General features: G+C 65.4%; 21 protein-coding genes and 2 tRNA genes. 11 read left to right on the top strand and 12 right to left on the bottom strand.

The features are described from left to right. The 4 genes from yegQ to VWP12_RS05720 form a co-directional block, all read right to left on the bottom strand. A complete protein-coding gene (yegQ, locus tag VWP12_RS05735) occupies nucleotides 1-1,440 on the bottom strand; it encodes a tRNA 5-hydroxyuridine modification protein YegQ (RefSeq protein WP_410473341.1) in 1,440 nt (479 codons plus the stop codon). A 124-nt stretch (nucleotides 1,441-1,564) separates the two neighbouring features. Continuing rightward, entirely contained in the window at nucleotides 1,565-2,203 is a 639-nt protein-coding gene (locus VWP12_RS05730; RefSeq protein ID WP_125198361.1) for a pyridoxamine 5'-phosphate oxidase family protein, read from the bottom strand. Nucleotides 2,204-2,264: 61 nt separating this feature from the next. Beyond that, nucleotides 2,265-2,816, bottom strand: a complete 552-nt coding sequence (locus tag VWP12_RS05725; protein ID WP_410473340.1) for a DsrE family protein — start codon at nucleotides 2,814-2,816, stop codon at nucleotides 2,265-2,267. 169 nt (nucleotides 2,817-2,985) lie between these two features. Beyond that, the gene (locus VWP12_RS05720; protein WP_410473339.1) at nucleotides 2,986-3,405 is read right to left on the bottom strand and encodes a hypothetical protein; all 420 of its coding nucleotides are present in this window, start codon (nucleotides 3,403-3,405) and stop codon (nucleotides 2,986-2,988) included. 96 nt (nucleotides 3,406-3,501) lie between these two features. Between VWP12_RS05720 and hemB the strand changes: the two genes are divergently transcribed. After that, entirely contained in the window at nucleotides 3,502-4,500 is a 999-nt protein-coding gene (gene hemB, locus VWP12_RS05715) for a porphobilinogen synthase (RefSeq protein WP_410473338.1), read from the top strand. Here the strand turns inward: hemB and VWP12_RS05710 are convergent. From VWP12_RS05710 to VWP12_RS05695, 4 genes are read right to left on the bottom strand one after another with little or no spacing between them, the layout of a single operon-like run. Beyond that, complete coding sequence (locus tag VWP12_RS05710; RefSeq protein ID WP_410473337.1) at nucleotides 4,493-5,140, bottom strand: DUF2238 domain-containing protein; 648 nt, start codon at nucleotides 5,138-5,140, stop codon at nucleotides 4,493-4,495. The genes hemB and VWP12_RS05710 overlap by 8 nt on opposite strands. Next, on the bottom strand, nucleotides 5,140-5,583 hold the full coding sequence (locus tag VWP12_RS05705) for a VOC family protein (RefSeq protein ID WP_410473336.1): 444 nt from the start codon (nucleotides 5,581-5,583) through the stop codon (nucleotides 5,140-5,142). The genes VWP12_RS05710 and VWP12_RS05705 overlap by 1 nt, the downstream gene beginning before the upstream one ends. A 24-nt stretch (nucleotides 5,584-5,607) precedes the next feature. Further along, a complete protein-coding gene (locus VWP12_RS05700; RefSeq protein ID WP_410473335.1) occupies nucleotides 5,608-6,597 on the bottom strand; it encodes a DUF697 domain-containing protein in 990 nt (329 codons plus the stop codon). 51 nt (nucleotides 6,598-6,648) lie between these two features. Next, nucleotides 6,649-8,019, bottom strand: coding sequence for a YcjX family protein (locus VWP12_RS05695; RefSeq protein WP_410473334.1), 1,371 nt, complete (start codon nucleotides 8,017-8,019; stop codon nucleotides 6,649-6,651). 340 nt (nucleotides 8,020-8,359) lie between these two features. On the opposite strand from VWP12_RS05695, the gene VWP12_RS05690 reads away from it, so the two are divergent. Then, entirely contained in the window at nucleotides 8,360-9,388 is a 1,029-nt protein-coding gene (locus VWP12_RS05690; protein ID WP_148097303.1) for a cation diffusion facilitator family transporter, read from the top strand. Nucleotides 9,389-9,496: 108 nt separating this feature from the next. On the opposite strand, the gene VWP12_RS05685 is transcribed toward VWP12_RS05690, so the two are convergent. Further along, nucleotides 9,497-11,119: a methyl-accepting chemotaxis protein gene (locus VWP12_RS05685; protein WP_125198354.1), complete on the bottom strand. Its 1,623-nt coding sequence runs from the start codon at nucleotides 11,117-11,119 to the stop codon at nucleotides 9,497-9,499. A gap of 234 nt (nucleotides 11,120-11,353) precedes the next feature. Here VWP12_RS05685 and VWP12_RS05680 point away from each other — a divergent pair, with 234 nt between their 5' ends. From VWP12_RS05680 to dusA, 3 genes are all read left to right on the top strand, one after another. Beyond that, the gene (locus VWP12_RS05680; RefSeq protein ID WP_410473333.1) at nucleotides 11,354-11,569 is read left to right on the top strand and encodes a YjfB family protein; all 216 of its coding nucleotides are present in this window, start codon (nucleotides 11,354-11,356) and stop codon (nucleotides 11,567-11,569) included. A 101-nt stretch (nucleotides 11,570-11,670) separates the two neighbouring features. Beyond that, nucleotides 11,671-12,399 carry a sulfite exporter TauE/SafE family protein gene (locus VWP12_RS05675; protein ID WP_410473332.1) on the top strand — a complete coding sequence of 243 codons (729 nt, stop codon included), beginning with the start codon at nucleotides 11,671-11,673 and terminating at the stop codon, nucleotides 12,397-12,399. A 54-nt stretch (nucleotides 12,400-12,453) separates the two neighbouring features. Further along, on the top strand, nucleotides 12,454-13,461 hold the full coding sequence (dusA, locus tag VWP12_RS05670; protein ID WP_410473331.1) for a tRNA dihydrouridine(20/20a) synthase DusA: 1,008 nt from the start codon (nucleotides 12,454-12,456) through the stop codon (nucleotides 13,459-13,461). Here dusA and VWP12_RS05665 read toward each other — a convergent pair. Together VWP12_RS05665 and VWP12_RS05660 are read right to left on the bottom strand one after the other, a co-directional pair. Beyond that, complete coding sequence (locus VWP12_RS05665; protein ID WP_410473330.1) at nucleotides 13,458-13,973, bottom strand: hypothetical protein; 516 nt, start codon at nucleotides 13,971-13,973, stop codon at nucleotides 13,458-13,460. The two genes, dusA and VWP12_RS05665, sit on opposite strands and share 4 nt — an antisense overlap. Before the next feature lie 4 nt (nucleotides 13,974-13,977). Beyond that, the gene (locus VWP12_RS05660; protein ID WP_410473329.1) at nucleotides 13,978-14,610 is read right to left on the bottom strand and encodes a lytic transglycosylase domain-containing protein; all 633 of its coding nucleotides are present in this window, start codon (nucleotides 14,608-14,610) and stop codon (nucleotides 13,978-13,980) included. Nucleotides 14,611-14,659: 49 nt separating this feature from the next. Here VWP12_RS05660 and VWP12_RS05655 point away from each other — a divergent pair, with 49 nt between their 5' ends. From VWP12_RS05655 to VWP12_RS05635, 5 genes are all read left to right on the top strand, one after another. Further along, complete coding sequence (locus tag VWP12_RS05655) at nucleotides 14,660-15,067, top strand: DUF1249 domain-containing protein (RefSeq protein WP_410473328.1); 408 nt, start codon at nucleotides 14,660-14,662, stop codon at nucleotides 15,065-15,067. A gap of 108 nt (nucleotides 15,068-15,175) precedes the next feature. Next, nucleotides 15,176-15,251: transfer RNA gene (locus VWP12_RS05650), tRNA-Gly, on the top strand. Nucleotides 15,252-15,257: 6 nt separating this feature from the next. Beyond that, a tRNA-Cys gene (locus VWP12_RS05645) sits at nucleotides 15,258-15,331 on the top strand. 113 nt (nucleotides 15,332-15,444) lie between these two features. Further along, nucleotides 15,445-16,521, top strand: a complete 1,077-nt coding sequence (locus tag VWP12_RS05640; RefSeq protein WP_410473327.1) for a lysylphosphatidylglycerol synthase transmembrane domain-containing protein — start codon at nucleotides 15,445-15,447, stop codon at nucleotides 16,519-16,521. Then, nucleotides 16,518-18,776 carry a glycosyltransferase gene (locus tag VWP12_RS05635; protein WP_410473326.1) on the top strand — a complete coding sequence of 753 codons (2,259 nt, stop codon included), beginning with the start codon at nucleotides 16,518-16,520 and terminating at the stop codon, nucleotides 18,774-18,776. Before VWP12_RS05640 ends, VWP12_RS05635 begins: the two co-directional genes overlap by 4 nt. Before the next feature lie 35 nt (nucleotides 18,777-18,811). Here VWP12_RS05635 and sohB read toward each other — a convergent pair whose 3' ends face one another. Then, nucleotides 18,812-19,888, bottom strand: coding sequence for a protease SohB (sohB, locus tag VWP12_RS05630; protein ID WP_410473325.1), 1,077 nt, complete (start codon nucleotides 19,886-19,888; stop codon nucleotides 18,812-18,814). A 143-nt stretch (nucleotides 19,889-20,031) separates the two neighbouring features. On the opposite strand from sohB, the gene VWP12_RS05625 reads away from it, so the two are divergent. After that, on the top strand, nucleotides 20,032-20,265 hold the full coding sequence (locus VWP12_RS05625) for a DUF2789 domain-containing protein (RefSeq protein ID WP_125198333.1): 234 nt from the start codon (nucleotides 20,032-20,034) through the stop codon (nucleotides 20,263-20,265). Nucleotides 20,266-20,283 lie beyond the last annotated feature (18 nt).

The following is a 20,283-nucleotide window of genomic DNA, read 5'->3' as shown; positions in this document are numbered from 1 at the left end:
TCAGTCGGCCAGGTTGCGGGCGATCAGCCCGTAGCGCAGCCGATCGCCGAAGCCCTGCGCGCCCTCCGGCAGGCGCAGGCGTACCTGCCAGCCACTGCCCGGTGCCTCGTCGAGCGGCTGGCCCTCCAGCGTCTGCATCTCGGCGAGCTGGTCGACCCGGTTGCCGTCCGGCAGCAGGAAGGTGATCTCGTCGCCCAGCTTGATCTTGTTCTTGATCTCCACCTGCGCCCAGTCGCCATCGACTTCGTTGATCTCGCCGACGAACTGCTGCTGACGGCTCTTGGAGACGCCCTCGATGTAGTTCTGGTATTCCTGCGTGTGGTGCCGCTTGTAGAAACCGTCGGTGTAGCCGCGATTGGCAAGGTTGTCGAGATCGGCAATCAGCTCCTCGTTGAACGGTCGACCGGCCATGGCATCGTCGATCGCCTGGCGGTAGACCTGCGCGGTGCGGGCGACGTAGTAGTGCGACTTGGTGCGGCCCTCGATCTTGAGACAATCCACGCCGATGTCGACCAGCGCCTGGACGTGCTCGACGGCGCGCAGGTCGCGCGAGTTGAGAATGTAGGTGCCGTGCTCGTCCTCCTCGATCGGCATCTGCTCGCCGGGGCGGCTCTTCTCCTCGAGCAGATAGACCTGGTCGGCCAGCGGGTGACGTTCCTGGTCGCCCATGGCGCCATCCGTCATCGGGTTGGCGGCATTGAGCGCATCCAGCGATATGGGCTGCTCCTGGGGCTGCTCGTCCTTCTCGGCGGCCGGCTCCGGGCGCACCACGCCCGAGATGTCCTCGGAGGCATTCTGCGGCGTGTATTCCCAGCGGCAGGCGTTGGTGCAGGTGCCCTGGTTGGGGTCGCGATGGTTGAAGTAGCCCGACAGCAGACAACGCCCGGAATACGCAATGCACAGGGCGCCGTGGACGAATACCTCGAGCTCCATGTTCGGGCACTTCTCCCGGATCTCACGGATCTCGTCGAGCGACAGTTCGCGCGACAGGATCACGCGGCTCACGCCCACCGACTCCCAGAACTTCACCGTCGCCCAGTTGACCGTGTTGGCCTGCACCGACAGGTGAACGGGCATCTCGGGGAAGGCCTCGCGCACCATCATAATCAGGCCGGGATCGGCCATGATGAAGGCATCCGGCTTCATCGCGACGATCGGTTCCATGTCGCGAATGAAGGTCTTCAACTTGCTGTTGTGCGGCGAGAGGTTGACCGTGACGAAGAACTGCTTGCCGGCGGCGTGCGCCTCCTCGATGCCGATGCGCAGGTTGTCCTCGAGGAAGTCGTTGTTACGGGTGCGCAGGCTGTAGCGCGGCAGACCCGCGTAGACGGCATCCGCGCCGTAGGCGAAGGCATAGCGCATCGACTTGATCGTCCCGGCCGGGGAAAGCAGCTCGGGGGCCTTTCGGCGAGTCGCGCCGGTGGTGGAGGCCTGGGTCATGGATGAGCTCCGAATAATTCTGGGGTGCGTGTTTGGCGCGCGATTCTAACAGGTTGACGGACAAGGCCCTTGTCCATTGCCGCGACACGAGGCGACCGATCAGACCCGGCACATGGCGAGTTGTTCAGTAGAGCGTGCGGGCCTGGCGTTCGTCGAGCCCGTCGTCGTAAGCCGCGCCATCGATGCTCGACTCGGGCACACCGGCAAGCATCTCGCCGGCCGTCGGCGTCTGTTCGGCGAGTTGCCGGCTGTCCGGATCCCACAGACTGGCACGCAGCAACGCCCGGGCGCACTGGAAATACACCGTCTCGATCTCGACCACGATCACACACTGCGGCGGCTTGCCCTTCATGGCGGTCCGCTCCATCAGCGACCGATCGGTGGTTATCCGGGCCCGGCCGTTGACCCGCAGCGTCTCGTTCTTGCCGGGCACGAGGAAAAGCAACCCGACGCGCGGGTCCTCGATCAGGTTGCGCAGGCTGTCGATGCGGTTGTTGCCCCGGCGCTCGGGCAGCGCAATGTGCCGATCATCGAGCACCTGCACGAAACCCGCGGGATCACCGCGCGGCGAGCAATCCAGGCCGCCCGGCCCCTCGGTCGCCATCACGTAGAACGGCGAGGCCTCGATCAGCCGGCGGTAGACCGGCACGAGGCGGTCGACCTCCTTCTTGATCGCCGCCTCGCCGGGCGTGTCGAACAGGGACTCGAGTTCGTCGATCGACTGGATCTGGTGCGGGTCCAAATGGCTGTCCTCGGGAAACATGGCTGGCTTCCCAAGGATACGGCAAAAGCCCGGCGGTCCGGTCGGCCAACAGGCCGAAGGACTAACGCATCGACTCGATCGATTGGGTGCGCAGGAACACCTCGGGCTTGATCACCGCGTAGCCCTGCTGCTGGTAATGGACCAGATCGGTGAAGGCCGACGGCACCAGGGTAATGAAATCCTGGAAGTCCTCACGGTCGTAGTCGTAGTCCTCGGCGGCCAGACCGCAGACGTGGAAATCCACCCCGAGGTTAGCGTAATAGCGCATGCGGGCGACCGCGTCCTCGTACTTCGCCTCGTTCTTCTTCGCCACGGTGACGATCTCGGTGCCGTGGATAACGACCACGATATCCATGTCCAGCATGGGGTCCATGTTGTACGGACTGGCCTGCAGCGGATTGATCAGGGAGCGCACCCAATACAGGGCGGCGTTGATCTTGCCGGGATCGTCCAGGTAGAAGTCGTAGACCACTCGTGGCGGCTCGTAGTCGGGCGTGATGACCTTCGCCTGCGCCCAGACGGCGGATGAACCCAGCGCCGCAAGAGCGAGGGCCAACCACATCAGGAGTGCCGGCACCGCGAGATGCCAGGCGGGGAGGATCGTGCGTTTCATGACGGCCACCTCTCGTCGTGCCGGACCACGCAGTCGATGTGCCGGCTGGCGACATCGAGCCCTAGCCACATCGACGAGGGAAGGTCCGGATGTCCCTCGATTAAAGGGTAGGCCATCATTCGCACCACGTTGCCGGGAAAACAACGCCTTGCGATTTGTTCGTGGGCTTTCAGTCCTCGCGGCGCGCGCAGGCCGGGGTATCGTCGGGATGCTCGACCGCTTTGGCCACCCGGTCGACGAACTCGCCCACTTCATCCGGGCTCAGAACCGACAGCATCCGGCTCATGATCGAGGGCTCGATCGGGGCGAAGCTCGACCGGCCGTCCGCCAGCGTCACCCATACCCCTGCGGAGATGGCCGCCTCTGCCCGGCCGTCACGGAACAACTCGGCCTCGGCCGCCTGCGTTTCCTCCTCGTACCAGCCCTCGATCCGATCGACCAGCTCATCGCTGATGTCATCGGGAATCGAGATGGTCGTGGCCTCCTCGGCCATCGGGTCGCGCGCCATGCGAACCGACAGTCCCTCGGCCTCGAGACGCTTGACGAACCCCGCGCCGCGATCCGGCGTCAGAAACGTGAACTCGTACATGCCTCCCTCCTGCTTGTCGCAGGCCTCGCCACGAGCGACGAGACCCTTTTGCTATCCTAACGGGCCTTCATTCAGCAACGCCAACCGGAGCCGTCCATGACGTTCTCGCGCGCCTTCCCCGCCCATCGCCCACGCCGCATGCGCCGCGATGCCTTCAGCCGTCGCCTGATGCAGGAGCACACGGTCTCGAGCAACGACCTGATCCTGCCGGTGTTCGTGCTCGAGGACCCGAACGGGCGCGAACCGGTGGAGTCGATGCCGGGCGTCGAGCGACTTGGTATCGAGAACCTCTCGCGGCTGGCCGAGCAGGCACTGGAACTGGGCATCCCGGTGCTGGCCCTTTTCCCGGTCACCCCGCCGCAAGCCAAGTCCGAGCACGCCGAGGCGGCCTACGACCCGGACGGACTGGTCCAGCGCACCGTGCGGACACTCAAGGAGCGTTTCCCGGAACTGGGCATCATGACCGACGTCGCCCTCGATCCGTACACCACCCACGGCCAGGACGGCATCATCGATGCCTCCGGCTACGTGCTGAACGACGAGACCGTCGAGGTGCTGATTCGCCAGGCCGAGTCCCACGCGGCGGCCGGTGCGGACATCGTCGCCCCTTCGGACATGATGGACGGGCGCATCGGCGCGATCCGCAAGAACCTCGAAGCGACCGGGCACATCCACACCCGCATCATGGCCTACAGCGCCAAGTACGCCTCCAGCTTCTACGGCCCGTTCCGTGACGCGGTCGGCTCGGCGGCCAACCTGGGCAAGGCCGACAAGACCACCTACCAGATGGACCCGGCCAACGGCAACGAGGCCCTCCACGAGGTCGCCGCCGATCTGGCCGAGGGTGCCGACATGGTGATGGTCAAGCCGGGCATGCCGTATCTGGATGTCATCTACCGGGTAAAGGAAACACTCGAGGTCCCGACCTTCGCCTACCATGTCTCCGGCGAGTACGCGATGCTCAAGGCCGCCGCCGAGCGCGGCTGGCTCGACTGGGACAAGTGCATCATGGAGACCATGACCAGCTTCAAGCGTGCCGGCGCCGACGGCGTGCTCACCTACGCGGCCATGGACATCGCCCGCCAGCTCAAGTAGCGAGCGGGTCTCGGCCACCGCGACCGGCAAGCCGCCCGATCTGCCGGTCATGCCACCGGGCGAAGGTGGTGAGCGCCACCAATGCCCCGAGCAGCGCGAACGCCATGTCCGACTGGGCATCCCAGGGATCGCCCTGTGTGCCGAGAAACTCGACCGCCCCGCCACCGGCGACCATGGCGGCGCCCCACTCGATCAGCTCGTAGACGGCACTCACCGTCATCGCAACGCAGATCGCGAGAAAACCGACCATCCACGAACCCGTGGCAAAGCGGCCTCGGATAAGGATCTCGCGGGCCAGCAGCGCCGGCACCAGTCCCTGGAAGAAATGCCCGATCTTGTCGTAGGGATTGCGGGACAGGTCGAACCAGGCCTGGATCTCGAAGCCCAGTGGCACGCGGGCGTAGGTGTAGGCGCCGCCGTAGATCAGCACCAGGGCGTGCAGGAAGACGAGCGTGTAGAGCAAGGGGGTGAGCGGGAAGTGCCTGCGCGTGAACCACAGGATCGGCAGCGCGATCACCGCCGGGGCGACTTCGAGCACCCAGGTGACTCGATCATGGGGATCGATGCCCGAGAGCAGCAAGGCGACGAGTACCAGCACGGTCCCGCCGATCAGCAGCCACCACCCGTTCTCCGCCGCCATTACTCGTCCCGTCCCCGTCCCCGTGCCAGCGACACGTTGCCCGCCGCATCCAGCCCCCAGAACGGGTTGTGGGCCACCTCCCAGAGGTGCCCGTCCGGGTCAGCGAAGTAGCCCGAATAGCCGCCCCAGAAAGTCGCCTGCGCCGGCTTGGCGATCCGCCCGCCGGCCCGCTCGGCCATGGCCAGCACCGTGTCGACCTCCTCCCGCCGACGCACGTTGTGCGCCAGGGCAATCCCGGCAAAACCGTGGCCCTCGGCCGCCACATCAGCATCCATCGCCAGCGCCTCGCGCGGGTAGAGCGCCAGGATGAGGCCGTTGAGCTGGAAGAACACGGCCTGCTCTGCGGCACTACCGACCGTCCAGCCAAGCCCTTGTTCGTAGAAGGCCCGTGAGCGGGTCAGATCGGACACGCCCAGGGTGATCACGCTCAATCGCTGTTCCATCCCCTGCCCTCCGATGATTGCCGGCTATCGTGCCGACGACGAGCGCTCGCGGATTGCGCCGAGGATCAGTTTCGCCAGGTTGCGGTCGACCAGCGGCTTGTGCTCCGGGGCGATGCGGGACGCACGCATGGCCTGCCGACCGATGCGCAGCGAATACAGCGCCACAGCTACGCCCTGCCCGGCCCTGGCGCCAAGGTTGACCATCAGGTTGGAGGCCCAACCTTCACTGGCCGAATCGAGCACGGTCTCGGTGGCCGAGGCAAAAGCCATGTTCTGCAGGATCATGCGATAGAGGCGCAAGCGGGCCGGGAACGAGAGCGTCAGCCCGTAGATGCGGGCGATGGCATTGACCATTCGCGCATTGCGCCAAGCCACCAACAACAAGTCGAGCGCGGGATAGGGACTGGCAGCAATGAACAGGCCAGTACGCACCACTTCGCGATGGATCAGGGCTCGTGCACGGGCATCCTGGTCGGCGTAAGCGCGCTCGAGCGCCACCACCAGTTCGGTGGCGTGGCTGCCGGCATCGATACCGAGCAGGGCCCCCTCGAAGGTCCGTCGTAGCGGGTTGTCGGCGAGCAGGTGCTCGGCCGCTTCACGCAGTTCGACCACCGACTCGCCCATCTCGCCCTCGCGTTCGGCCTGCGCCAGTCGACGATTCAATCGGGTGATGGCATCGATCTGGTGGCGCTGGCGCCAGGCCCGCCAGACCAGCGCCAGAACAACCCCGCCCACGACCACCCCGATGGCGAAGATCACCCAGCCCAGCGCCGGATGAGCGGCGTGCGCCCACCAGATTGCCTGCAACCAGTTGATGGTGACCCAGGTGACCGCCACCACACCCAACAGGGTCGCTACCCAGGGAAAACCCCGTCGGGGTTCGAGCAGGTCGGCCATCTCCTCGGCCGACTCCTCGTCATAGAGGGCCTCGGTATCGATATCCGGCACCGAATTCCCCTGGGCGTGGATACGAGTGGCCAGGTGACCACCTCGGGGTGGTTGCTCATCGCTCATTGAAAGCTCCGGAGACTGTCTGTGTGAATACGTGGGTTCATTGATCGGCGCTCAGGACTCGCCGATCAGGAAATCGAGCAGGGCATCGACTCGCCGGCCGGGGAACGACCGGGCCCGATCCAGACCGGACGGCGGCGCCAGCGTGGGCAGGTCGTCGATGGCCAAGTCCAGATCATGCGGCATCTGCTCGGGGATGGCCGGCGGGGTGAAGGCGATCTTCTGCCGCGAGCTCTTCTCGGTACCGACCAGCATGGGGCGACCGCGCGCATCCTCGCGCGGCTGCGCGGCGGTGACCGCCGACACGGCGAACAGGCGCAGCTCGATGTCCTTGCCGGCCAGCCGCTGGGTCAACTCGAACAGGTAGCTGTCGAGCAGCCGGGTCAGGCGCGCCTGGTCGGCGGGCAGCAGGTGATCGATCTGTGTGGCGACGATCGCCACCCGGCGGATACGGCGGGCAAACAGGTTGCCCAGCCAGTGACCGTCGCGGTAGCGAAACGGCTCGAGGATCGACTCGAGCGCCGCGCGCATGTCCGACAGTGCCGACCGACCGCTGCGCAGCGCCCCGAGCAGGTCGACCAGGATCACCTGCGCATCCAGTCGACCGAAATGGGATTCGAAGAACGGCCGCGCGATCCGGTCGCGGTAGTAGGTGAAGTGACGCTGGCAGACCTCGCCCCAGGAGCCCTCGGGGTAGTCCACCGACGCATCGGCCCCGACGCCAGGCAGGGGCAGGAATGGCATGGCATCCGGATCGAAGCCCTCGCCCGGCATCAGCCAGCGACCCGGCAGGTTGCGCGACAGGCGATGCGGCGGCAGGCGGCTATCGGCCAGCATCATCGACCAGCGACGGGCCAACGCCTCCAATCGCTCGGGATCGAGCGGCGCGGCGGGATCGATTGCCTGCAATTCCTCGAGCAGCCCGGGCGCGATCTCCCGGCGCGGGCTACGTGCCAGCCAGTCGTGCCAGTGGGCGCTGTACTCGGCGAACGACCAATCGAGTAGGGAGAGATCCAGCAGCCATTCGCCCGGGTAGTCGAACAACTCCAGGCAGCGTCGCCGTGGCCGCAGCGAATACCAACGCCGATCGTAATCCAATGTCAGGCGGGCAATCGACCAGTCGCGGGTGGATTCGGGCCAGCTCGGTGGCTGACCGGTCAATGCGGTCAGGGCGTGGTCGTAATCGAAGGCGCGCTCGATCTCGCGGTGCCAGCGACCGTGGCGAATCGCTGCCAGGCCGGACTGCTCCGACAGCGCACCGCGCCGGGCATTCTCCAGGTGATTGATGATGGCCGTGATCAGGGTCGACTTGCCGGCACCGGACAGGCCGGTAATGCCGATGCGTGTAACCGGGCAGCCCGCGAGAGACGGGGTGGTCGATTTCTCGTGGGCCGTCGATGAATCGGCCTTGGATGGATCAGCCATGGAGCGATCAGCCTGGGAGTCGTTGGCCATAACCGTTGGGGCCTTTCATTTTGGGGCCACCGCCGGGGGCCGCCCGGCGAGTGAGGCAGTGTCACGATGGTAGACGAGCCGGCCGGAGCGCCCAAGCACGGCGCATCGGGAGGCGGTTTCGCCGCAATTTGCAGACACAGCCGGCAAGCTCGCATTGACGCCCTGAATGGAAGGACTGGCGGTCGTCGCCGGGCTGCATTAAAATGGTACCAATTCAGTTCGGTATTAGTCTTGACTAACTTTCCCGCCGACGGGGCAACCCGCCGGTAGCGAGGCTTGACCGCGACCCCGACAAGGCGACGATCACCCGATGCACAATCCACACGCCAAGCTGCTGCGCATGGTCACCACCGCTTCGGTGACGCTTGCCCTGACGCTGATCGCGCTCAAGCTCGCGGCGAGCATCACCACCAACTCGGTGAGCATGCTCGCCTCGCTGATTGATTCGACCATGGACCTGCTCGCCTCGCTGGTCACGCTGGTAGCGGTGCGCATCGCGCTGCAGCCGCCCGACGAGGACCATCGCTACGGGCACGGCAAGGCCGAGCCACTGGCCGCCCTGGCCCAGGCAACCTTCATCGCCGGCTCCGGCGTGTTTCTGCTGATCGAGGCCCTGCAGCGCCTGATTCGTCCTCAAGAGATCGACGCGGTCGAGTGGGGCGTGGCGGTGATGATCTTCTCGATGGTGGCAACGCTCGCCCTGATCACCTTCCAACGCTACGTGATCGTCAAAACGCGCTCGCCGGCGATCAAGGCCGACGCCTCGCACTACAGCATGGACTTTCTGGTCAATGCCTCGACCATCGCCGTGCTGATCCTCGCCGGCTATGGCCTGAACTGGATCGATCCGATCTTCGGTGCCCTGGTGGGCATCTTCGTGCTCTACAGCGCGTGGAAGGTCGGCCGGGAGGCACTCGATCACCTGATGGACCGGGAGGTGCTCGACGGCACCGAGATGCGCATCGCGCAGATCGCCACGGCTCACCCGTCGGTGCATGCCGTCAACCAGATCCGCACCCGCCTGGCCGGGCAGACGATGATCATCCAGCTGTACCTGTATCTCGACAATCACATCGATCTCAACCGCGCGCACCAGATCGGTGACGAGATCGAGGCCAAGCTGCTACGCACCTTCCCCGGTGCCGACGTGATGATCCACGAGGAACCGCTCTCGGCCTGGGAGCCGGGTTGCGGACCATCACCAATGCGGGTCGAACCGCTCACCGCTCGGCGCCCGCGCGCCGGCCAGTGCGAGACCTGTCGGGATCTGACCGATACCCGCCCCAGCCTCTGGCGACGCCTGCCATTCGTGCGACGTCTGGGCCGCAGCCCCCTCTGACGGGAAGACCCCGCACCGCGGTAACCAGCGCCCTCATCACAACAGCAACGAAAAAGGCCGGCATATTTGAATTGCCGGCCTTCGTACGTTCATGACGTCGATATCGCCTCAGGTCTTGAAGCGATTGACCAGCCCGTCGAGGTTGGCCGACAACCGCGTGAGGTCACCACCCGCGGTGGATACCTGCTGCGAGGCATCGTCGAGCTCCTCGCTCTTGGCGCGGATGCGCTCGAGGTTGCGATTGACCTCTTCGACCGTGGCCGACTGCTCCTCGGCGGCGGTGGCAATCTGCATGGTCATCTCGTTGATGTGATTGACGTGGCGCACCACCGCATCCAGCGACTCGTCGGTCTCGTTGACCGCCTCCAGCGTCGCCTCGCCCTGTGACTGGCTGACTTCCATTGCCTCGACCGTCCGATGCGCCCGCTCGCGCAGGCCGTCGATGATGCCCTTGATCTCCTCGGTGGACTGTTGCGTGCGGCTGGCGAGGTTGCGCACCTCTTCGGCCACCACCGCAAAGCCCCGGCCCTGTTCGCCGGCTCGGGCCGCCTCGATAGCCGCGTTCAGGGCCAGCAGGTTGGTCTGCTCGGCCACGCCCTGGATCACGTCGAGCACCTTGCCGATGTCCTTGGTCTGCGACTCGAGCTCGCCGATCGACTCGGCGGTGTTGCGCATCGAGCCCATCAGCTCATGCACGGTATCCATCGAGCGCTTGAGGGCCTGCTGACCGTTGTGCGTGACCTCCTCGGTCTCGTTGGAGGCACTCGCGGTCTGGTTGGTGTTCTCGGCGATCTCGCGGGTGGTAGCGGTCAGCTCCTCGATCGCCGAGGCCACCATCTGAGTCTGCTCGTTCTGCTCGTGGGTGCTCTCGCGCGACTGGCGCGTGATCATCGACATTTCCTCGGCCGAGGCGGCGAGCTGGCCAGTCGAATCGGTAATCTCGTGGACGAGGTTGTGGATGCGCTCGACGAAGCGGTTGAAGGCGCGGGAGAGCTTGGCGAACTCGTCGTTGCCGGTCACCGGCAGTCGGCGGGTCAGGTCACCCTCGCCTTCGGCAATGTCCTCCATGGCGCGAATCACGCGATGGATGCGGCGGGTAAAGGTCGCCATTACCAGCACCAGCAGGAAGATACCCACGCCCAGTGCCACGGCACCGATGAACAAGGTGGCCGCGCGCGCCTCGAGCATGTGGTCCTCGGCCGCCTCTGTACGTGCATCCTCGCGCTCCTTGGCCGTGGCGATCAGCGACTGGATGTTCTTGCGGATCTGCTGCCAGTCCGGATGCTCGTCCTGCACCAGGATCTGCTGGGCGCGCTCGATATTGCCGGCATCGACCTGGTCGAAGACCGCCAAGCGGGCCGCCATGACGCGTTCCCAGCGGGTCTCGATGTCATCGAGCAGGCCCTGGGCCTCGGCGTTGTCCGCCGAGGTGAGCGAACGGGCCTCGACCAAGGCGGCACGCACCACTTCGTCGGTCTTGCCGGCGACCTTGATCGCCGCCTCGAGATTGGGACGGAAGACCTTGTTTCGGGTCGCCACACCACCCAGCAGGCCGTTGCTCATGATGTCCTGCAACGCCTCGACACGGGCGTTGTCCTCCAGTTGTACGCGCTTGTATTCCGCCGAGACGGAGTCCATCTGGATCAGCGCGTAGCCGAGTGCGCCGATAAACAGCACGGCGGACACGGCAAACGCCAGAAGGATCTTGGTGGTGTTGTTCAGCCGGTTCATTACGACTCCTTGAGACCGATGACTTGCGATAATTTCTTTCGATCGATTTTTCGGCCGAAGCAGGCAAACCTTTAGCCTGCCCACGCAAATTAGCGAACCCTTATGCAAAGGGCGCCAGAAAGCCGTTTTGGCGAAGGTGAATTCAAAGGCGGAGCAGCGTACACTGATCGTGCGTCGAGCATATTCACGGCTAGTGATATGCCCATAAACTCACGTTTCGACGGAGGAGGCATCATGGCCGACTCGGTATCCGCCGCCGGCAGCATGCAAACTGCCATGGCGAACGCACAACTGGCACAGGAAGTGGGTGTGCGCGTACAGAAACAGGCGATGGACACGCAGGAGCAGGCAATGGCGCCGCTGATCGAGTCGATCGGCCAGAGTGGTGGCCAGACCAGCACCGCGGCCAGCGATGGTCCGGTCGGCGGTCAAATCAACACCTACGCCTGATCCAATCGGCCATTGGCCCCATCGCGTGAGCGATGGCCCAACGGTTCCGTCATCCCCGGCCCCGCCGGGGATTTTTCGTTGCCAGCCCCTCGCGAGGCCCCGTGGACGACATCACCCTTCTTCAATTGCTGCTGGCCAACCTCGCCATCTTCGCCGGCGCCTTTCTGCAGGGGCTGGCCGGCTACGGCATCGGCACCCTATCGGCGCCGTTGCTGTTTCTGATCAGCCCGCTGTTCCTGCCCGGCCCGTTGATCCTCAACGCCGTGCTGCTGACCGTCCTGATCCTGTGGCGCAGCCGCTCGAGTCTGAGTTTCCGCCCGGTGCGATTCGCCATTGGTGGCGACATCGTCGGCACACTGCTCGCCGTCGTGACCCTGGCGCTGCTCACCGCGCGGGGCTTCGAACTCGCCTTCGGCATCCTCATCCTGCTCGCCGTTGTCTTGAGCGTGGTCGGCATCCATCCGGCCCTCAATCCGCGCAACAGCGTGATCGCCGGGGCCGCCTCGGGCTACATGGGCACCATCACCGCCGTGGGTGGGCCGCCAATCGCCCTGATCTACCAGAACGAGCAGGGGCCGTTGGTGCGGGCCAATCTCTCCGCCTTCTTCCTGTTCGCGAGCCTGGCGAGTGCCGTGGCCCTGTTCTTCAGTGGTTTCATCGGTACCCGAGAGTGGTGGCTGTTCGCCACCCTCCTGCCCGGCACACTGGCCGGCTTCCTGGCCTCGGGGCACCTGGTCAACCGCATCCCGTTCGGTGCGCTGCGTCCGATCATTCTCGGCATCGCGGCGATCGCCGGGTTGAGCGCCATCATCAAGGCCTTACTGCCCTGACGTTCGGCATTACCCCCGCTACAATGCCGCTCCCTGAGAGAGCGAACCGCCGTCATGACCGATCCGAGCCCATCAACCGCCCCTGCCCCGACGCCGTCGCCCAGCCCCTGGCGCTTCTGCATTGCCCCGATGCTGGACTGGACGGATCGGCATTACCGGCTTCTCGCCCGCCAGCTGAGCCGGCACGCACGGCTGTACACGGAGATGGTGACCACCGGCGCGCTGCTGCACGGGGATGTCGAACGGCACCTGCGTTTCGATGAAAGCGAGCACCCGGTCGCCCTGCAACTGGGTGGTTCCGATCCCCAGGCCCTGGCCGAGGCGGCGCGGATCGGTGCCGACTGGGGCTATGACGAGATCAATCTCAACGTGGGTTGCCCCAGCGACCGGGTACAGAACGGGGCGTTCGGTGCCTGCCTGATGGCGCAGCCGGCACTGGTAGCCGAGTGCGTTACCGCCATGCGCGAGGCGGTCGACGTGCCGGTGACGGTCAAGAGCCGCATCGGCATCGATCACCAGGAAACCTATGATGAATTCCGTGAATTCGTCGACATCGTCGCCGACCAGGGTGGTGCCGAGGTATTCATCGTCCACAGCCGCAAGGCCTGGCTGAAGGGGCTTTCACCCAAGCAGAATCGCGACGTGCCACCCCTTCGACCGGAGTTCGCCACGCGATTAAAGCGGGAACGTCCGGACCTGACCGTGGTGCTCAACGGCGGGCTGACGGAGATCGAGGCGATGCGCGCCGCGCTCGCCGAGGTCGATGGCGTGATGGTCGGCCGAGCGGCCTATCAGAACGTCGGCCTGCTGGCCGACATCGATGCGGCCCTGTTCGACGACGGGAAAACCGCCGACCGGCTGGCTGCGCTGCTGGCGTATCGAGACTACGCGGCAGCCGAGATCGCCCGCGGCACCCGTCTGCCCACCCTGATCAAGCCGATACTGACCCTGTTCCAGGGCCGCCCCGGCGCGCGTGCCTACCGCCGTCACCTGAGCGAGCAATCACCCCGGCGCGCGGACGACCCGAACGTCATCGACGAGGCGATCGAGTTGCTGCGCTAACGCCGCCGCTGCTGGCAAACCGTGAGCCCGTCCAACTCGAACGCGCTGCCAAAACCGTTGACGTAGCGCCCCGTCCCGGGGCGAAGACCCAGCAGGTGGAAATCGCCCAGCCCGCACAGCAGTTCCACTGTCTTCCCGTGGCGCTTTTTCAGGGCGGCGGTGATGACCGCAAAGCGCTCGTCCTTGCGGTCGACAGCCTCGACCCGCGCCGCCCAGTGGGCGCGTTCGCGGGCGAAGGGATTGCGGGTGGCCGACTGGTCGGCCACCAGGGCAACGCGGGCGACGCCGCGTTCCAGCAGCGGACGGGTATGGGCGGCCAGTTTGCTGGCGAGCACCCAAAAGGCGTCGTCATGCTGGACGAACGGCAGGCTGCCGATCTCCGGCAGGCTGTCCTCGTCGGGCACGACGGCCAGCACCAGGGCCGACTGGCCTGCCAGAAACGCCGCCAGCCGCCTCTCCTCTTCGGCCAGGTCGGGCGGCTCGGGACGGGTGGGTCGCTCGTCGGATGACATGGTCTTATCCGGCGCCGGCGTAGGCCGCCTGTAGCTGCATGACCCGTTTGACGTAGGTGCGCGTCTCATCGTAGGGCGGAATCCCGCCGTAACGCTTCACCGCCCCCTCGCCGGCGTTGTAGGCCGCCACCGCCAGTTCGCGATCTCCCTGGAACATCTCGAGCAGCAGCGCGAGATAGGCCACGCCGCCGGCGATGTTGTCCTCGGGGTCGAAGCGGTCGACCACGTCGAAGCGCGCCGCGGTTGCCGGCATCAGCTGCATCAGCCCGCCGGCCCCCTTGGGGGAAACCACCTCGGGTCGAAAGGCGCTCTCGGCATGGATGACGGCGCGGATCAGCGTCGGGTCGACACCGTACAGTCCGGCAAACCGATTGACCGGTTCGACGTAACGATCGTGCACCAGCCGCGGCATGACGCGGTAGCCGTCCTGCCATCCCTTGGGCTTGGTCGCCTCGCTCTTGCGCCACAGGGCGTAGGGCTCCCCGGCCGACTGCTTTGGCACGTTGGTCAGGTGCACCACGCCCTGGGCATCGCGGTACTTGTAGACATCCGCCACGGCGGCGCCGGCTGTCAGCAGGGAGCACAGCACGGTGGCAGCGAGCGGGCTGACCGCCCCGGGCGACCCTCGGCGGACCATTCGCCGCGCAGCATTCCTATTCACGCAGAGCTTCCTTACACTGGCGGACATGAATCTCAACACCGGTACTCCTTACTCCATCCAACACGATCCATTCGATCAGCTGATGGATCTCTACGAGCAGAACTATATCCTGATTCGCCGCCTGCTCGGTGACCTGCGGCGCCTGACCTCGGGCGATGAATTCACCCTGGGTTTCTCGGTGGTCGCGCGGGTGACCGAGCGAGGGCGCTTCACACTGGAGATGGCACTCACCGACCACGAAGTGCTCGATTCGCACCAGCGTCCGGTGACCCTGCGCGTGCGCATCTACCTGGATGCCCGCTCGGCGGAACTGCACGACTCGCGTCACCCGGCCTCCTGCCTGCAGGCCGACCGCACCGAGTGTAACCGGGCACGTCAATCGCGCAACCGTATGTTGCAGCGTTGGTTATTGGCTCGACTGCGGCGGCATTGAACCCGGTCCGGCCATGAGGCAGATCACCCAGACCGGGATGCGCCATGCGGCGCGTCGAAGCACGACTTGACACGGGGGCGGTTCCTGATGAAAATTGCGCCCCCTCAAGCGGGAATAGCTCAGCTGGTAGAGCACAACCTTGCCAAGGTTGGGGTCGCCGGTTCGAATCCGGTTTCCCGCTCCAGATTTCGGCTGGATGGCAGAGTGGCTATGCACCGGATTGCAAATCCGTTTACCCCGGTTCGACTCCGGGTCCAGCCTCCAACACTGATGTACGTCACGGATAACCCGCCTCGCGCGGGTTTTTCTGTGTCTGCCACACTTGCCTACCGTGCCGACGCCAGCCGGCCGGGCCGGCGACGAGCCCCCCAGGCGACATGACCGACCCTCACCACCACCCCGAACGCTTCGAGATCCAGGACGAGCCGGCCTTCCGCGGCCGCCGACTGGCGTGGTTCGCCTTGCTGTTCATCGGGCTCAGCGCCGCCGGGATATGGGCGGTGTACTCGCAGGTTGCCGGTCACGAGATCCACTGGGATGCCCGCCTGCTCGGATGGCAGCTGATCCTCGCCAGCCTCGCCCTGCTCCTGGTCTACTTCGCCGCCGACGGCCTGCGGCTGTGGTTCACCCTGCGCGCACTAGGCCACTCGATCCCGCTATCGGCGATGGCCCGGCTGGTGTTTCTCAACATCTTCGTCTCCAACATCACGCCGCTGGCCACCGGTGGCGGAGTCGCCCAGGTGTGGTTCATGCGCCGGCGCGGCGTACCGGTGGGCACCGGGCTGACGGCCACCACGATACGCACGGCACTGGCCGTGCTGTTCATCTTCGGCGCCACGCCGATCCTGCTGGTCACGCTCCCAGGCGCGGAAGGCGCAGCGCAGAGCGATTCGCTGGTGATTACCCTGAGCGTGTCCGTCGTGCTTTACCTGGGGTTCTTCACGATCCTGGTCATGCGCAGCAACTGGCTGTTGCGACCGATGCTGGCTGCGCTCAAGGCGCTGCGGGCCCTGCACCTGATCAGCCCGCAACGGCACTGGCGCTGGCGCCATCGGCTGGTGCGCGAATTGCAGCGATTCGCCCATGGTTTCGTGCGCTATTTCCAGGGACGCTGGCTCGATATCGCCGCCTCGTTCGTCTTCACGGCCATCTTCCTGCTGGCCCTGTTCTCGTTCCCCGCCCTGCTGTTCTGGGCCCTGGGCTACGGCTTCGACTACTGGCTGGTGATCGGCCGCATGGTGATGACCACCTTCGTGATGTATTTCTCCCCCACGCCGGGCGCCTCGGGCATTGCCGAGGGCGTGTTCGGCTACTTCTTCCGTGACGTGGTGACCGCCTCGCACCTGGTGCTGGTGACGGTCGCCTGGCGGGCGCTGACGATTTATCTGGGCATGCTGATCGGGCTGCTCGTCACCCAGCGCGAGATTGCGGCCACCCGACGAGGCGTCTCATGAGCCGGCTGTCGGAAAAGCTGACGCCGCACCGGCTCAAGCTGGCCTTCTACCTGACGCTGGCCGCAATCCTGCTGCTGGTGGGCTACCGGGTGTATCTCTCGATCTTCGAGACCACCTACCACGCAGTCCACGCCGAGCAGATCGAGCGTATCCAGAATCGAGCAGGTGACCCGGCCGACGACGCGCTGCATTTCGCCGTCGTCGGCAATATCAACAACTCGGTCGGCCTGTTCGAACGCAAGATGGTCCCGCGGCTCAACCGCGCCGGGTTCGATTTCGTGGTCTCGGCGGGAAACGCCGTCAGTGGGGGCGGCGAGGACAAGTATCGAGCCCTGTACCGCACCCTCTCGCATCTGGAAATGCCCTACCTGCTCACCGTGGGCGAGAAGGAGAGCGGCGCCTTCGGTTCGTTTAACTACTACGAGCACTTCGGGCCGTACTTCTTCGGCTTTCGCGCCGGCGGCAGCCAGTTCCTGTTCCTCGACAGCACCGACCCGGACACTTACCCCTTCCAGCTTCACTGGCTCAGGGAGCAGTTGCGCGACCCGTCGGCCGCGCATCGCTTCGTGTTCATCGGCCACCCGATGTTCCGCACCACCCAGAAAAGCCCGCTCGATTTCGACGACCAGTACCTCACCGACGAGGCCTTCCGCGACCGGCTTCACTCGCTGTTCCGCGCGCATGACGTCGACGCGGTGTTCTCCAGCAACCTGCACCTGTTCGACGAACAGCAACGCGACGGGGTCCGCTACGTGGTCACCGGCGGGGCCGGCGGCCTGGTGCTCAACGACGAGACCAGCTTCTATCACTACGTCGACGTGAAGACCGGTGATGGTGAGGTGGCGATCACGGTCGAGCGGCTCGACATCGGCCAACACCAGGTCTTCAAGACGCTGGAGAGCCTGTGGTTTTTCATCCACTCGCTGTTCTACGTCGGCCACCTGAACTTCCTGCTGGTGCTCGGCCTGCTGATCCTGCTGGCGATCAAGCTCTACAGCACGATCTTCGTCGAGCGCGACTACTACCGAAACTACGACCTGGACACCTCGCCCTGGACGGGGCGACCGCTCGCCATCGCCATGGTGACCAACAACTACCTGCCGTTCATCGGCGGGGTGCCCATCTCCATCGACCGGCTGCGCCGTGGGCTGGAACATTTAAGCCACCGCGTGCGGATCATCGCGCCCAGCTACGCCGACCAGGATGACCGGGAGAGCGACGTGGTCCGCATCCCCACCCTGCTGACCATGGGCCGCAATGGTGAATTCCGGCTGGCCAACCCGGTCTCGCCGCGCATTCGCCGCGGACTCAAGGCCTTCTCGCCCGACCTGATCCACATCCACCACCCCTTCTGGCTCGGCTGGGCGGCGCAATGGCATGCCCGCCGGCTGAAGGTGCCGACGGTGTTCACCTACCACACCCGCTTGGAGCACTACTCGCACTTCGTGCCGTTGCCGGGCCCACTGTTCCGCAACCTGATCGCACACACCGCCATCCGGCGATTCGCCAATCGCTGCGACGGGGTGATCGTGCCGACCGAATCGGCAGAGGAATACCTGCGGGTGATCGGGGTGACCGCCTCGATCTACGTGCACCCGACCGGGATCGATTTCGACCGGTTCCAGGCCGACGAACCCGCGGCCGTCGAGGCCCTGCGCCTCAAACAAGGCATTGCCCCGAACGAGCGCGTGCTGGTAAGCGTCTCGCGGCTTTCGCGGGAAAAGAACATCGATTTCCTGATCTCGGCGATGGACGAGTTGCGCCGGCGCAGCGATCAGCCATTCCGTTGCCTGATCATCGGTGATGGCGACGAGCGCGAGCGCCTGCAGGCGCGCATCGACGCGCTTGGCCTGACCGAGGTGGTCACCCTGGTTGGGGCGGTTTCACCCGACGAGGTGGCGCGCTACTACCAGCTGGGTGAGGCGTTCGTGTTCGCCTCGAAGTCGGAGACCCAGGGGATGGTCATCCTCGAGGCGATGGCGGCAGGCATGCCGGTGATTGCCGTGCGCTCCAGCGGCATCGACGACGTGGTCAACCACGAGAGCAACGGATTCAAGACGGCCGAAGACATCGACCGCTGGACCACGGCGGCTCAACGGCTGATCGAGGACGATGCCCTGCGAGCGACCATGGCCGACCGGGCCGTCAGCACCGCACGGCGTCACGCCATCGACCATTTCGCCCGCGATGTGAGCGAGACCTACGCCCAGATCCTCGCCCAGTTCCAGGCCAATCGGCAGGGAACGGGCAAGTAGTAACAGCTCGGGCAACGGGGCTTTCGCCCCTCGGCTCAAAGCGGGTGGCGCCACTCGCTCAGCACCGCCTGAGCCGAGGCGTTGAGGCGACTGAGCAGGCCGCGCTTTTTCATCGGCTGGGTAATCTCGAAGGCATCGCCCTGTTTCACCGCCTCCAGGACAAGATCGTCACTGGTACCGATCTCGTCGATCAGGGCCAGCTCGAGCGCATCCTCGCCGTACCAGTGCTCACCGGTGGCGAGCTTCTCCAGGTCCAGCTGCGGCCGATAGCGATTCAGGAAATCCTTGAACAGCACGTGCGTCTGCTCGAGCTCCTCGCGGAATTTCTCCCGCCCGGCCTCGGTGTTCTCGCCCAGCAACGTCAGTGTGCGCTTGTACTGCCCGGCGGTGTGCAGCTCGACGTCGATGTCGTTGCGCTTGAGCAGGCGATGGATATTGGGCAGCTGGGCCACCACGCCGATCGAGCCGACGATGGCGAACGGCGCGGCCACGATGCGATTGGCCACGGCGGCCATCATGTAGCCCCCACTGGCTGCGACCCGGTCGACCACCGCGATCAACTCGATTTCCGCACTGCGCAGACGCGCCAGTTGGGCGGCGGCAAGCCCGTACCCCGGCACCACGCCACCGGGACTGTCGAGCACCAACAGCACCCGATCACGACCCGGCTCGGCCACCTGCAGCACGGCGCTGACCTCTTCGCGCAGGGCCTCGACCGCCGAGGCACGGATGTCACCGTGGAAACGCAGCACGAAGGTGCGTGACGACGCATCCGTTTCACCCTTGTCCTCGGCCACTTTCGCCGGTTTGTCCTCGGTAGCCGCGCGCGCCTCGCCCTCGTCCTTCTTCTTGCCACCGGGCAACCGCTGGCGCAGATTGGCCCACTTGGCCTTCCAGCCGTCGTCGGTTTTTTTCAGCGCCTCGCGCAACTGCTTGCTGCGGGATTCGATCTCGTCGTTGAGACGGCGGATTTTCAACGGCTTGAGTCGACTGTCGCCGGCCTGCGTATTGCGCGCCTGCGCCACGACCGACACCACCGCGGCCACGACGAAGATCACGGCAACCGTCAGCGTCAGCGTCTTGAGAAGAAACAGGAAATACTCGGGCCACATGGACGATTTACTCCGGGCAAAGGAGCGAAGTATAGACGTCCGGGTCACCCCCGGAAAAAGTGACTAGAATCGGGGCGGGACCGAGGAAAATCCCGAGGCAAACCCAAATCAGAGACCGGCACCGACCATTCGGAGGAGATCGCATGCAGCCACCGTTTCACCCCTTGAGTGAACTGTTCGAACAGCTCGGCCTGGATGCCAGCGAGCAAGACATCGAGGCATTCATCGATCGCCACTCTCCCCTGCCGAGCGAGGTGGTATTGAGCGAGGCGCCGTTCTGGAACGAGAACCAGCGCCGTTTCCTGCGCGAATCGCTGGCCGATGACGCCGACTGGGCCGAGGCCGTCGATCACCTCGACGCCCGACTGCGCGACTAGGCCACTCTGGCCTGAGAA

Source organism: Guyparkeria sp. TX1 (assembly GCF_046523965.1).
Lineage (GTDB): Bacteria > Pseudomonadota > Gammaproteobacteria > Halothiobacillales > Halothiobacillaceae > Guyparkeria.
Note: the sequence above shows the minus strand (reverse complement) of the source record. Positions and strands in the feature narration are given on the sequence as shown.

Excerpts from the sequence above, each read along its gene's own strand:
- VWP12_RS05720 (WP_410473339.1), bottom strand. The coding sequence starts at position 3,405 with ATGTACGAGTTCACGTTTCTGACGCCGGATCGCGGCGCGGGGTTCGTC.
- VWP12_RS05660 (WP_410473329.1), bottom strand. The coding sequence starts at position 14,610 with ATGGTCCGCCGAGGGTCGCCCGGGGCGGTCAGCCCGCTCGCTGCCACC.
- sohB (WP_410473325.1), bottom strand. The coding sequence starts at position 19,888 with ATGTGGCCCGAGTATTTCCTGTTTCTTCTCAAGACGCTGACGCTGACG.
- VWP12_RS05705 (WP_410473336.1), bottom strand. The coding sequence starts at position 5,583 with ATGGAACAGCGATTGAGCGTGATCACCCTGGGCGTGTCCGATCTGACC.
- VWP12_RS05625 (WP_125198333.1), top strand. The coding sequence starts at position 20,032 with ATGCAGCCACCGTTTCACCCCTTGAGTGAACTGTTCGAACAGCTCGGC.
- VWP12_RS05635 (WP_410473326.1), top strand. The coding sequence starts at position 16,518 with ATGAGCCGGCTGTCGGAAAAGCTGACGCCGCACCGGCTCAAGCTGGCC.
- VWP12_RS05730 (WP_125198361.1), bottom strand. The coding sequence starts at position 2,203 with ATGTTTCCCGAGGACAGCCATTTGGACCCGCACCAGATCCAGTCGATC.
- VWP12_RS05690 (WP_148097303.1), top strand. The coding sequence starts at position 8,360 with ATGCACAATCCACACGCCAAGCTGCTGCGCATGGTCACCACCGCTTCG.
- VWP12_RS05695 (WP_410473334.1), bottom strand. The coding sequence starts at position 8,019 with ATGGCTGATCCATCCAAGGCCGATTCATCGACGGCCCACGAGAAATCG.
- hemB (WP_410473338.1), top strand. The coding sequence starts at position 3,502 with ATGACGTTCTCGCGCGCCTTCCCCGCCCATCGCCCACGCCGCATGCGC.
- VWP12_RS05725 (WP_410473340.1), bottom strand. The coding sequence starts at position 2,816 with ATGAAACGCACGATCCTCCCCGCCTGGCATCTCGCGGTGCCGGCACTC.
- VWP12_RS05710 (WP_410473337.1), bottom strand. The coding sequence starts at position 5,140 with ATGGCGGCGGAGAACGGGTGGTGGCTGCTGATCGGCGGGACCGTGCTG.
- VWP12_RS05665 (WP_410473330.1), bottom strand. The coding sequence starts at position 13,973 with ATGTCATCCGACGAGCGACCCACCCGTCCCGAGCCGCCCGACCTGGCC.
- VWP12_RS05685 (WP_125198354.1), bottom strand. The coding sequence starts at position 11,119 with ATGAACCGGCTGAACAACACCACCAAGATCCTTCTGGCGTTTGCCGTG.
- VWP12_RS05640 (WP_410473327.1), top strand. The coding sequence starts at position 15,445 with ATGACCGACCCTCACCACCACCCCGAACGCTTCGAGATCCAGGACGAG.
- VWP12_RS05655 (WP_410473328.1), top strand. The coding sequence starts at position 14,660 with ATGAATCTCAACACCGGTACTCCTTACTCCATCCAACACGATCCATTC.
- VWP12_RS05700 (WP_410473335.1), bottom strand. The coding sequence starts at position 6,597 with ATGAGCGATGAGCAACCACCCCGAGGTGGTCACCTGGCCACTCGTATC.
- VWP12_RS05680 (WP_410473333.1), top strand. The coding sequence starts at position 11,354 with ATGGCCGACTCGGTATCCGCCGCCGGCAGCATGCAAACTGCCATGGCG.
- dusA (WP_410473331.1), top strand. The coding sequence starts at position 12,454 with ATGACCGATCCGAGCCCATCAACCGCCCCTGCCCCGACGCCGTCGCCC.
- yegQ (WP_410473341.1), bottom strand. The coding sequence starts at position 1,440 with ATGACCCAGGCCTCCACCACCGGCGCGACTCGCCGAAAGGCCCCCGAG.